The following is an 11,772-nucleotide window of genomic DNA, read 5'->3' on the forward strand; positions in this document are numbered from 1 at the left end:
CTGACATGGATCCTAGTCGACCGTGCAGTACCAACCGCTCTTCCGACCAGGCTGCGTCCCCGCTCCCCTGAGGCCCTACCTCCCCGGTGGCCGCACGGTGAAACCTCCTCAGTGAGCTTTTTCCGTCCGAGGGTTCGCACGACGGAAGGGCGTCCGAGTTCGCTTGATTCCGTCCGACAGCGAATGTCGTCACCGCGGCCACGTCGCGCGTGGTGCCCGCTTTGCGGACCTCCGGCTGGACGCTCCCGGCGCCGGTCGTAGGCCCCCGTTCCGGGCAGCGCTGCGCTCACCGGCCCCGGCCGGCGGCATGCACGGCACCGTGAAGGAGCCCCACATGTCGATGATCCGAGAGCTGCGCGCGGCCGTACGTCCCGCGCTCCGCAAGGACACCCGTTCCCCGTACGCGTCGAGCGGCGCGGGACCCGTGTCGTGCAGCGCCGTGGTGGACTGCGCCGTCTACCGCGAAGGGCGCCGCGACACCGATCACTTGGGACCGGCAGAGGCGCTGCGCCGCGTCCGTTCCGCCGACGGCCAGGCCCACGGCGACTTCGTCTGGATCGGCCTGCACGAGCCGACGGAGGAGGAGTTCTCCGGCATCGCGCAGGAGTACGGGCTGCACCCGCTCGCCGTCGAGGACGCGGTCCACGCGCACCAGCGCCCGAAGCTGGAGCGGTACGACGAGAGCCTGTTCACCGTCTTCAAGACCATCCACTACGTGGAGCACGCCGAACTCACCGCCAGCAGCGAGGTGGTGGAGACCGGCGAGGTCATGTGCTTCACCGGCAGGGACTACATCATCACCGTCCGGCACGGCGGCCAGGGCTCGCTGCGGGCGCTGCGCCACCGGCTGGAGGACGACCCCGTGCTGCTGGCCAAGGGCCCCTCGGCCGTGCTGCACGCCATCGCCGACCAGACCGTGGACGGGTACCTCGCGGTCGCCGACGCCGTCCAGGACGACATCGACGAGGTCGAGATCGACGTCTTCTCCGAGCGCTCGGGCGGCGGCCGCCGGGGCGGCGACGCCGGGCGGATCTACCAGCTCAAGCGCGAGGTACTGGAGTTCAAGCGCGCCGTCTCGCCGCTGCTGCGGCCGATGCAGATGCTCAGCGAGCGGCCCGTACGGCTGATCGACCCGGACATCCAGAAGTACTTCCGCGACGTCGCCGACCATCTCACCCGCGTCAACGAGCAGGTGCTCTCCTTCGACGACCTGCTCAACTCGATCCTCCAGGCCAACCTCGCGCAGGCGACCGTCGCGCAGAACGAGGACATGCGCAAGATCACCGCCTGGGCGGCGATCTTCGCGGTGCCGACGATGATCGCGGGCATCTACGGCATGAACTTCGACTACATGCCCGAGACCGAATGGAAGTACGGCTACCCGTCGGTTCTCATCGTCATCGCGGGGATTTGTTATGCGATCCACCGCGGCTTCAAGCGCAACGGCTGGCTGTAGCCTGCCGTCATGACGGAGACGCCCCAGACCCTGCCGCTGGACCGGGCCCTGGTCGAGGAGGCCGCCAAGAAATCGGGCCTCGTCTGGGTGCGCGGCCCCGAGGGACCGGCACGCGCGCTGTGGCACGTATGGCACGAGGGCGCGGTCTGCCTCGTCGGCTCGGCCGACGGTACGGGCACCGCGGCGGGCGAGCAGCCGCTCGGCGGCATGGGCCTCGCCGACGGCGGCACCGCGACCGTCACCGTGCGCAGCAAGGACAAGGGCGGCCGGCTGGTCGCCTGGTCCGCGCGCGTCGGCGAGCTGGCCCCGGGCGGCGAGGCGTGGGAGGCCGCCGTCTCCGAGCTGAAGGGCAAGCGGCTGAACGCGCCCGACGCCGACACGATCACCGAGCGCTGGGCCCGCGAGTGCCGCGTGCTGCGCCTGGAGCCGACGGGCGAGGTGCGGGAGAAGCCTGGCGTCATGCCGGACGGTTCGCACGCGGCGCCGCCCCTGGAGACGGGGGCCACCACGCGGCATCCGATTCCGGCGGGCCTCCCCCGGCTGCTGTTCCGCCGCAAGCGCCGCTGAGCCCCGTCCGGGGCCGGGGAGGGGCTGCCCCTTGGCGGGCTTCGCGGGCCGCGGGCGCGGGGTGGCCGGGCGCGCCGTTCCTCGCGCCCCTTCGGGGCGCTCCCCTCGGTAGGGCTCGCTCCCCTCAGTCGGCTCAGTTCGCGGAAATGCTCCTGCCGTAGTCCACGACCTGGTCCTTGGCCGGGGGCTCCAGGGCGAACTCGGCGTTCCAGCCGCTCAGCCGGACCGTGCCCGCGTCGCCGCCGCGCTGCAGGCGGAGGGGGTAGGGGGAGCCCTTGAGCGAGACGTCCATCATGCCGCCGCGGCCCTTGCCCGCCTGGACGCGGATCGTCTTCACGCCCGCGACCGTGCCGCGCTCCCCCGTCGCGCGCTTGCCGTCCATCGCGAGCAGCCCGTCGAGCAGCACGCTCATGTCGGTGAAGCCGCTCAACTGGCGGTAGGCGGGGTCGCCGTGCGGGACCTTGACGTACTTGCCCTCCAGCTTGCCCGCCGCCGCGACGTCGCTCTTGGAGGGGGTGCCGCCGCCCTTCTCCTGCTTGGCCCAGAAGTCGGCGCCCGCCTTGAGGTAGAGGTCCTTGCGGACGCGCAGGAGCTGGAAGGTGGAGCCGCCCTCCGCCGAGACCTCGCCCATGCCGCCGTCGCGCTTGAGCTTCATGCTCAGCCGGTAGGTGTCGCCCTTGCTGACCACGCTGCCCGCCACCCGTACCGCGTCGGCGCGCTGCGCCGCCTTGCGGGCCTTCATCTCGATCTTGGCCGGGGAGAGCTTGCCCACGCCGTTGGTGCCCTTGTCGGGGTCCTCGCCGCCCCCTCCTCCTCCGCCGCCGCCGCAGGCGGTGAGCACGGTCAGTCCCGCGCAGACGACCCCGATCAGCGCTGCACTCCGCGGTGCGCGAGCGCGTCCTGTCACGGCGGCATCCTCCTGAAGGTCGGCGGCTGGGCCGCACCCTACCCGTGCACCCGCCCGGTGTCGGAAGGCAGCCGTCCGGACCACCACACGGCGGCCGGGCAGCGCCGGTCACGCTAGCCTGAATCCGGCATACCTCTGAAAAGAGGCAAACAGCCCCGATTCACCGGAACGGGGAACGAGGGACGAGGAGGCGGGCAGCACATGGCCGCAGGCGCTCCCCGGGTCTTCGTCTCGCACCTGTCCGGAGTCGCCGTCTTCGACCCGAACGGCGACCAGGTGGGCCGCGTCCGGGACGTCGTCGCGCTGCTGAGCGTACGGCGGCGGCTGCCCGCCGTCCTGGGGCTCGTCGTCGAGGTCGTCAGCAGGCGCCGGGTCTTCCTGCCCATGACCCGGGTGACCGGCGTCGAGTCCGGCCAGGTCATCACGACCGGCGTCGTCAACATGCGCCGCTTCGAGCAGCGCCCGAACGAACATCTCGTCCTCGGCGAGCTGCTGGACCGCCGCGTGACGCTCGTCGAGACCGACGAGCAGGTGACCGTGCTGGACGTCGGCATGCAGCAGCTCCCGGCCCGCCGCGACTGGGAGATCGACCGGCTGTTCGTCCGCAAGGGCAGGGCCAGGGGTGGGGCGCTGCGCCGGAAGGGCGGCGAGACGCTCACCGTCGAGTGGGAGGCCGTGACCGGCTTCGCGCTGGAGGAGCCGCAGCAGGGCGCCGCGAACCTGCTGGCCGCCTTCGAGCAGTCCCGCCCCGCCGACCTCGCCAACGTGCTGCACCACCTCTCCGAGAAGCGCCGCGCCGAGGTCGCCGCCGCGCTGGACGACGACCGGCTCGCGGACGTCCTGGAGGAGCTGCCCGACGACGACCAGGTCGAGATCCTCGGCAAGCTCCAGGACGAGCGCGCGGCCGACGTCCTGGAGGCGATGGACCCCGACGACGCCGCCGACCTGCTCTCCGAGCTGCCGGAGGACGAGAAGGAGCGGCTGCTGGACCTGATGGAGCCCACCGAGGCGGACCCCCTGCGGCGGCTGCTCTCGTACGAGGAGGGCACGGCGGGCGGCATGATGACCACCGAGCCGATCGTGCTGCGGCCCGACGCGAGCGTCGCCGAGGCGCTGGCCCGCGTCCGCAACGAGGACCTGCCCGCGCCCCTCGCCGCCCAGGTCTACGTCTGCCGCCCGCCCGACGAGACGCCGACCGGCAAGTACCTGGGGCTGATCCACTTCCAGCGGCTGCTGCGCGAGCCCCCGTTCACGCTCGTCAGCTCGATCGTGGACACCGATCTGCTGCCGCTGCCGCCCGACACCTCGCTGCCCGCGCTCTCCGGCTATCTGGCGGCCTACAACATCGTCTCGGTGCCCGTCGTCGACGAGGACGGGCACCTGCTCGGCGCGGTCACGGTCGACGACGTCCTCGACCACCTGCTCCCCGACGACTGGCGCGAGGCACGGAGCGCCGGCCATGGCTGACCGGGAGCACCGGGAGCACCGGGGGAAGCACGAGAAGCGGGAGAAGCGGCACACGAGGCTCGACGTACCGCGGACGCCGCGGCGCAGCCTGTTCCCCGACTACGACCCGGACGCGTTCGGGCGAACCTCGGAGCGGATCGCCCGGTTCCTGGGCACGGGGCGGTTCCTCGTCTGGATGACCGTCGTCATCATCGCCTGGATCGCCTGGAACGTGCTGGCGCCCGCCTCGCTCAAGTTCGACCCCTACCCCTTCATCTTCCTGACCCTCGCCCTGTCGCTCCAGGCCTCGTACGCGGCGCCGCTGATCCTCCTGGCGCAGAACCGGCAGGACGACCGGGACCGCGTCAACCTGGAGCAGGACCGCACGCGCAACGAGCGCAGCATCGCCGACACCGAGTTCCTCACCCGCGAGATCGCCTCGCTGCGGATGGGGCTGGGCGAGGTCGCCACCCGGGACTGGATCCGCTCGGAGCTCCAGGAGATGGCCAAGGAGCTGGAGCGCCGCGAGCCCCCTCACGCGGAGCGTGACATAGACCGCTGACCCAGCCCTACGGGCGTACTCCCGGTCGGACTCACCGCCCTCCCGTCGCCCCACCACCGCCCCCTGATTGACGCGCTTCGCGCGGCCGTACCATTCAGGTATGGCTACCGAGACCCACGACACCACCCCCACCGAAGACGCGGTCCGCGCCGCGCTCGCGACGGTGAACGACCCGGAGATCCACCGGCCGATCACCGACCTGGGGATGGTCAAATCCATCGGCATCGCGCCGGACGGGGCCGTCGACGTCGGGGTCTATCTGACGGTGGCCGGCTGTCCGATGCGCGACACCATCACCACGAACGTGACCAAGGCCGTGCAGGGTGTCCCCGGCGTGACGCGCGTCAGCGTCGAGCTGGACGTGATGAGCGACGAGCAGCGCCGCGAGCTGGCCTCCTCACTCCGCGGCGGTCAGGCCGAGCGCGAGGTGCCCTTCGCCCAGCCCGGCTCGCTGACCAGGGTGTACTGCGTGGCCTCCGGCAAGGGCGGCGTCGGCAAGTCCTCCGTGACCGTGAACCTCGCGGCGGCGCTGGCGGCCGACGGGCTGAAGGTCGGCGTCGTGGACGCGGACATCTACGGCCACTCCGTGCCCCGCATGCTGGGCGCCGAGGGCAGCCCCACGCAGGTCGAGGACATGATCATGCCGCCGTCGGCGTACGGCGTGAAGGTGATCTCGATCGGGATGTTCACGCCCGGGAACACGCCGGTCGTCTGGCGCGGCCCGATGCTGCACCGCGCCCTCCAGCAGTTCCTGGCGGACGTCTACTGGGGCGATCTCGACGTGCTCCTGCTCGACCTGCCGCCCGGCACGGGCGACATCGCCATCTCGGTCGCCCAGCTCATCCCGAACGCCGAGATCCTGGTCATCACCACGCCGCAGCAGGCCGCCGCCGAGGTCGCCGAGCGGGCGGGCTCCATCGCCGTGCAGACGCACCAGAAGATCGTCGGCGTCATCGAGAACATGTCGGGCATGCCCTGCCCGCACTGCGACGAGATGATCGACGTCTTCGGCACGGGCGGCGGCAAGAACGTCGCCGAGGGCCTGACCCGGACGACCGGCGCCGAGGTGCCCGTCCTGGGCGGCATCCCGATCGACATCCGCATGCGCGAGGGCGGCGACGAGGGCAAGCCCGTCGTGCTGAGCGACCCCGACTCCCCCGCGGGCTCCGCGCTGCGCGCCATCGCGGGCAAGCTGAGCAGCCGCCAGCGCGGCCTGTCGGGCATGTCGCTGGGCCTGACGCCGAGCAACAAGTTCTGACCGTAGAGCATGTGTAAGGGGCGCCCACCCACGGTGAGCGCCCCTTACCGGTTCCGGTACGTCAGGCGTCGTACTCGGTGATGTCCTTCACGACCCCGAAACCCAGCCCGTACGCGCTCATACCGCGCCCGTACGCGCCGATGTGCACGCCCTCCTGCGCCGACCCCGCGAGCACCCAGCCGTACTCGGACTCGCGGTAGTGGAAGTCGGTCGGCACGCCGTCGACCGGCAGCGAGAGGGTGTTCCAGCCGGAGCCACCCAGGTCGTCGGCCAGCTCCCAGGCCACGCCCGTCTGCTGGTCGAGCCAGTCCTGGCGCAGGGCCAGCTCCATCTCCAGGGGCCAACTGCACGAGAGCAGGCCCGAACCCGCCAGCCACGCGGCCGTCGAGACCGAGGTCGCCTCCAGCACCCCCGTGCCGTCGGCGCTCCGCCGCACGGGGCGGCTGGCCACGGTCACCACGACCGCGAAGCTCTGGCCGTCGGGGCCGGTCTCGCCCCGGAGCGAGGGCTCCACCCCGTGACCGGTCGAGCCGTGCTCGACCGTGCCGTCGGCGGCGGTGCCCACCTGCATCAGCCAGCGCGGCCCCGTGAAAGCCGCATCGAGGCCGTACCACGGAAAGGCGGCCATCAGAAAGCCGTCCACCGCCCGCCGCGCGCCGGGTACGCCCTGCGCGGCGGGCCCGGTTTCACCGGCTACCCGACTCGTCGTCTCCATCTGTGCGACGCCTCCTCATTGGCCTGTGCCATGGGCTGCCAGTTCCCCGTTCGGATGGCGACCCCGGACACAGGGAGGATAGCCACATGGGTCCGCCGTGTCGGGCATGCCCGGGGGACCGGACGGCTGCATGAGGGGCGAGATGGGCCTCTAAGCCCTCAGATGTCCCACTCCTGGACGCCTCCGCGCGAGTGGAGACCGGCGCCTCGGGACGGTCAGGTGGCGTCCGCGTCGAAGGGCGGGGGGTCGCTCTTGCTCAGCGCGTCGCCGCCGCGCGCGTCGCGCTGGGCCGGGGGCGTGTCGGCGGCCGCCGTGGAGGAGGCCGAGGAGGACGCCGCCGGGGAGGCGTCGCTGTCCTTGCGGAGGCTGGGACGGCTCCCGTTCGCGCTCTCCTTCGCGCCACCACTGCCGTTGGCACCGCCGGTGCCGTCCGCCGAGCCGTTCGCCCGGTCGTTCTCCTTGCCGTTGACCGCGTCGGTGACCTCGGCGAGGTCCTTGCGCAGGTCGAAGCCGTTCCGGATCTCCTTGATGCCCAGGTCGTCGTTGTCCAGCAGGTGCTTGCGCGCGAAGTTCTTCGGGTTCAGGTCCTCGAACTCGAAGTCCTTGAACTCGGGGCCCAGTTCGGACCGGATGTCCTCCTTGGCGTTGTCCGAGAACTGGCGCACCTTGCGGATGAACGACGAGACGTCCTGGATCACCTTGGGCAGCTTGTCGGGACCGAAGATGAGCACGGCGAGGACGATGAGCGCCACCAGTTCCAGGGGTCCTATGTCGAAGAACACCGTGCAGCTCCCTCAGTACGTCCACGGCCGGTGCGGCCAGATGTCACGGTACCCGCACTCGCCCCCGCCGCGGGAGCCCGCCCTCCCACTCCCGCCGGTCTCTCCCGGCCCCTCCCGGTCCTCTCAGTTCCCGCCGCCGGCGGAGCCGAGGGTGACCTTCACCTCGCGCGTGTCGCCGTCGCGACGGACGGTGAGCGCGAGCTTGTCGCCGGGACGGTGGCTGCGGATGCGCACGATCAGCTCCTCGCCGCCGTGCACCGGGGTGCCGTCCGCCTCCGTGACGACGTCGCCCTCCTTGAGTCCGGCCTTGTCGGCCGGTCCGTCGCGCGTGACGGCCTTCTCGCCGCTGTCGGGGTCCCCGATGCGGGCGCCGTCGCCCTCGTACTCCATGTCGACCGTGATGCCGATCACTGGGTGGGTCGCCCGGCCGTCGTTGATCAGCTCCTCGGCGACCCGGCGGGCCTGGTTGACGGGGATGGCGAAGCCGAGCCCGATGCTGCCGCCGCCGGTGCCCTCGGGGATCCGGGACCCGGCGTCGGCGGGCTTCAGCGCGCTGTTGATCCCCACGACACGGCCCTTGGTGTCCACGAGCGGGCCGCCGGAGTTGCCGGGATTGATGGGGGCGTCGGTCTGGAGCGCGTCGACGTAGCTCGTCTCGCTGCCGCTCTCCGCGCCGCCCGCGGTGATGGGACGGCGGGTGGCGCTGATGATGCCGGTGGTCACGGTGCCGTCGAGGTCGAACGGGGAGCCGATCGCGACCACGGGGTCGCCCACCCTGACCGAGTCCGAGTTGCCCAGCGGCAGCGGCTTGAGCCCGGAGATCCCCGAGACCTTCACCACGGCCAGGTCGTACCCGCTGTCCTTCCCGACGACCTCGCCGCGCGCGGACTGGCCGCCGTGGAACCGCACCTGGACGGTGTCCCCGTTCCGCGCCGAGTCGACCACGTGCTCGTTCGTGAGGATGTGGCCGCGCCGGTCGAGCACGAAGCCGGTGCCCGTACCCCGCTCCTCCCGGTCTCCTCCGCGCGTGTGGAGGGTGACGACGCCCGGCAGCGCCTGCCGGGCGATGCCCGCGATGGTGCCGGGCGCGCGGTCGCTCTTGCCGTCCCTGCGCTCCTCGGGGGCCTGCGGCAGCTCGACGTCGCTGACATTGCCGTTCCGCTCGACGTACGCGCCGATCAGGCCGCCCGTGCCGCCCGCGACCAGCGCCAGCGCGAGGGCCCCGACGACGGCCCCGCCACGCCTGCGACGGCGCGGCGCGGGGACGGGCGCGGACGGAGACACGGGAACGGGACCGGATGAGGGCGCCGGGCCGTGCGCGGGGCCGCTCGGCACCGGGGCCGGAGCGGGGGCCGGGGCCGGCCCGCCGGGGGCCGCGGCCGGCGCCTGCGCGGATGCGGGGTGCGGGGTCTGGCGGGGCACCGTCGGGACCCCGTACGGCGGGGTGGTCGCGGGCGAGTACGCCTGGACGCCGTGCGGCGGGGTCGCCGACGGGAGCTGCACGAGAGGGGCGGGCGCCCAGGGACCGGGTCCCCCGTACGGGGGTGTCGCGTAGGGGTCCTCGCCGTGCAGCGGCTTGGGCGGGCCCGGGGGAACGGTCCCGGGCTCGGGGACCCGCCCCGCGCCCGTACGCCCGGACGCGGGCCCCTGGGACGTCTCCGGCACCGCGTCCCGGGGCTCCGTGCCGGGACCGGCCGCGGCGGGCGGCGCCGGGGACGGCGCCGTGCCCTGGCCGGTGTCGTCGGCGGGTGCGGGCTGCCCGGCGGATGCCCCGCGCGGGCGGCTCCACCACTGCGGCCTGGGCCTGGCGGCCTTCCCCTCGTCCATGCTCTCCCCACTGTTCACCGCGCGACCGGCTTGCCGGAAGGCGATTCAACCAGGTACGGGGAGCCCCGCACAGCGGCGCGAGGCGTCAGCGGCCCGGCGGGGCGGCCGTGACGGCGGGGGCCGAGGGCGCCGTCGTCACCGGGGTGCGCCCCGGGATGGCGGCGAGCGGCACGGCGTCCGCCACCGACCCGGACCCGGACGTGGCGCTCGCGCTGTGCCTCGGCGCGGGCGCGGGGTGCGACAGCCGGGGGGTGAGCGGGCTGAGGGCGGGATACGCGGAGTAGGCGGAGAGGGAGGGCCCGGTGCCGAGCCGCGGCGACCAGCCGCCGACGCCCGTGGCGGGCGAGGTCACACCGGAGCCCGGGGCCGCGCCGGAGCGCAGCAGAGAGCCGGAGGAGCCCGCGAGGGAGAACAGCGGCGCCTGCGAGGAGGAGGGCGCGGGCGGGCCCGCAGCGGTCCTGTCCCCGCCCTGCGCGGCGGAACCGGCCCGCGCGGAGGCGGGGGCGCTTCCGGCCGCGAACGTCGAGGCGGAGAGGGATGCGGCGGCGCTGGCGCTCAGCACGCCCGCGCGCACCCGGTGCTCGCCGCCCGCGCGGCGCCTGCTGTCCCGGGCCGTGGCGCCCGACCCGGAGGTCGCGGAGCGCACGGGGCTGGCCGAGGTGCCCGAGCCATCACCGGAGGCGGCCGGGGAGCCCCCGGAGGCGCCGGAGGTCAGCGCCCCGCCGATGGCGAGGGCAGCCAGGGAGAACGCCCCCGCGGCGGCGAAGGCGAAGCGCCGCCCGCGCGAGGCGGCGCGCTCGGCACGGTCACGGTCCACTCGGTGGACCTCGTGTATCCGGAAGCCGCGGTGCGGGGTGAGGGGGCTGCGCGCGCCGGTCCGGCCGACGGGCAGATACTCGAACGTCCAGGGCGAGCGGCCGCCCGGACGGACCGTGGGCAGCCCGCTTCGTTCACCCGCGTGCGGTCCCACCTCCGCGCCGGGGCCGCCGCCCGCGCCCCGGTCGATGTCGTCCCGGTCGTCCCGGTCGGCGTCGCGGTCTTCGGAGGGGCCGGGGCCGAAGAGGCCGCCGGGACCGCCGAGGCCGTCGGCCCCCGGACGCATGGCGTCGCCGCCCGCGGGCAGCCCCTGGAGGCGCGCGAGCAGGCCGTCGGAGGGCGGGGGCGGTGCGGTGTCCGCGAAGACGTTCTTCAGCCGGCGCTGGGCGTCGGCCTCCGCCTTGCAGCTCCAACAGGTCGCGAGATGCGAGAGCACCCGCTCCCGTGCGTCATGACCCAGCTCTCCGTCCACGAGGGCGGCGAGCCGGTCGCCAAGATGGTGCTCAGCGGGCGTCACTCAACCCCCACCTCCCCGGAACGGGCGGCAGGCACCACCGCGCTCAGCGCGCGCTGCTGCTCGGCCCGCGCCGCGGGGGAACGGTGCTGGAGGGCCTTGCGCAGGTGCGAGCGGCCACGGTGGATCCGGCTGCGGACGGTGCCGAGCTTCACGCCGAGGGTGGCGGCGATCTCCTCGTACGACAAACCCTCGATGTCGCAGAGCACCACGGCGGCGCGGAACTCGGGCGCGAGGGTGTCCAGGGCCTGCTGGACGTCGGCGTCGAAATGCGTGTCGTTGAAGTGCTGTTGCGGGGTGGGCTCGCGGCTGGGCAGGCGCTCGGCCGCGTCGTCCGCGAGGGCGTCGAAGCGGATGCGCTGCTTGCGCCGCACCGTGTCCAGGAACAGGTTCGTGGTGATGCGGTGCAGCCAGCCCTCGAAGGTGCCCGGCGTGTAGGTCGAGAGGGAGCGGAAGACACGGACGAAGACCTCCTGGGTGAGGTCCTCGGCATCGTGCTGGTTCCCGGTCAGGCGGTAGGCGAGGCGGTAGACCCGGGTGCTGTGCGTGCTGACGATCTCCTCCCACGAGGGAGGGGTCCACGCCTGCGTGTCCGCATCGGTGTCGAAAGTCGCCGTGGTCGCGGAGTCGGCGGTGCGGGACTGGTCAGCATTGTTGGTCACGGATTTCGGCTGGCCCGCCGGCCTGATGAATCGCCTGAGCAATCCCCGGTCACGAGCGGCAGCCGCACCTCCCCTGTCGGCTCTGGTGGTGTCCAGTGGAGCCCCTACCATAGCCACATCTCCCGTTAGCTCCGGATAAGCATTTTTGCCCGGCTTTTGCGAAGGCTGCCGGGCTCAGCTCTGCTTGCCAGCTTCCGTTCTTCTCTGTGCTCCACAACGTCCGGTCCCATCAGCAGGTTCCCGGACCAACGGATACAGTC

11 protein-coding genes are annotated in these 11,772 nt (G+C 73.1%); 5 read left to right on the forward strand and 6 right to left on the reverse strand.

The genetic code is table 11. The annotated features are described in order from the left end of the window. The first annotated feature begins 334 nt into the window (after positions 1 to 334). On the forward strand, positions 335 to 1,456 hold the full coding sequence (locus ABD343_RS12375; protein WP_344527180.1) for a magnesium and cobalt transport protein CorA: 1,122 nt from the start codon (positions 335 to 337) through the stop codon (positions 1,454 to 1,456). A gap of 9 nt (positions 1,457 to 1,465) precedes the next feature. Further along, positions 1,466 to 2,023, forward strand: a complete 558-nt coding sequence (locus ABD343_RS12380) for a hypothetical protein (protein ID WP_344527182.1) — start codon at positions 1,466 to 1,468, stop codon at positions 2,021 to 2,023. Between the two features lie 133 nt (positions 2,024 to 2,156). Here ABD343_RS12380 and ABD343_RS12385 read toward each other — a convergent pair whose 3' ends face one another. Further along, positions 2,157 to 2,930 carry a hypothetical protein gene (locus tag ABD343_RS12385; protein WP_344527184.1) on the reverse strand — a complete coding sequence of 258 codons (774 nt, stop codon included), beginning with the start codon at positions 2,928 to 2,930 and terminating at the stop codon, positions 2,157 to 2,159. Positions 2,931 to 3,131: 201 nt separating this feature from the next. On the opposite strand from ABD343_RS12385, the gene ABD343_RS12390 reads away from it, so the two are divergent. From ABD343_RS12390 to ABD343_RS12400, 3 genes are all read left to right on the forward strand, one after another. Further along, positions 3,132 to 4,397, forward strand: coding sequence for a magnesium transporter MgtE N-terminal domain-containing protein (locus tag ABD343_RS12390; RefSeq protein ID WP_344527186.1), 1,266 nt, complete (start codon positions 3,132 to 3,134; stop codon positions 4,395 to 4,397). Then, the gene (locus ABD343_RS12395; RefSeq protein ID WP_344527188.1) at positions 4,390 to 4,938 is read left to right on the forward strand and encodes a DUF1003 domain-containing protein; all 549 of its coding nucleotides are present in this window, start codon (positions 4,390 to 4,392) and stop codon (positions 4,936 to 4,938) included. The genes ABD343_RS12390 and ABD343_RS12395 overlap by 8 nt, the downstream gene beginning before the upstream one ends. Positions 4,939 to 5,038: 100 nt before the next feature. Further along, positions 5,039 to 6,196 carry an Mrp/NBP35 family ATP-binding protein gene (locus ABD343_RS12400; RefSeq protein WP_344527190.1) on the forward strand — a complete coding sequence of 386 codons (1,158 nt, stop codon included), beginning with the start codon at positions 5,039 to 5,041 and terminating at the stop codon, positions 6,194 to 6,196. 61 nt (positions 6,197 to 6,257) lie between these two features. Here the strand turns inward: ABD343_RS12400 and ABD343_RS12405 are convergent, their stop codons facing one another. From ABD343_RS12405 to sigE, 5 genes are all read right to left on the reverse strand, one after another. Further along, positions 6,258 to 6,911, reverse strand: a complete 654-nt coding sequence (locus ABD343_RS12405; protein ID WP_344527192.1) for a hypothetical protein — start codon at positions 6,909 to 6,911, stop codon at positions 6,258 to 6,260. A 215-nt stretch (positions 6,912 to 7,126) separates the two neighbouring features. Beyond that, complete coding sequence (locus ABD343_RS12410) at positions 7,127 to 7,693, reverse strand: sec-independent translocase (RefSeq protein WP_344527194.1); 567 nt, start codon at positions 7,691 to 7,693, stop codon at positions 7,127 to 7,129. Positions 7,694 to 7,816: 123 nt separating this feature from the next. Then, positions 7,817 to 9,520: a trypsin-like peptidase domain-containing protein gene (locus tag ABD343_RS12415; RefSeq protein ID WP_344527196.1), complete on the reverse strand. Its 1,704-nt coding sequence runs from the start codon at positions 9,518 to 9,520 to the stop codon at positions 7,817 to 7,819. A gap of 85 nt (positions 9,521 to 9,605) precedes the next feature. After that, on the reverse strand, positions 9,606 to 10,853 hold the full coding sequence (locus ABD343_RS12420; protein ID WP_344527198.1) for a zf-HC2 domain-containing protein: 1,248 nt from the start codon (positions 10,851 to 10,853) through the stop codon (positions 9,606 to 9,608). Then, positions 10,850 to 11,623 (reverse strand): RNA polymerase sigma factor SigE, encoded by a 774-nt coding sequence (gene sigE, locus ABD343_RS12425; RefSeq protein ID WP_344527200.1) that lies wholly within the window; start codon positions 11,621 to 11,623, stop codon positions 10,850 to 10,852. Before sigE ends, ABD343_RS12420 begins: the two co-directional genes overlap by 4 nt. Between the last annotated feature and the right edge of the window lie 149 nt (positions 11,624 to 11,772).

This window comes from Streptomyces albiaxialis (assembly GCF_039530985.1).
GTDB lineage: Bacteria > Actinomycetota > Actinomycetes > Streptomycetales > Streptomycetaceae > Streptomyces > Streptomyces albiaxialis.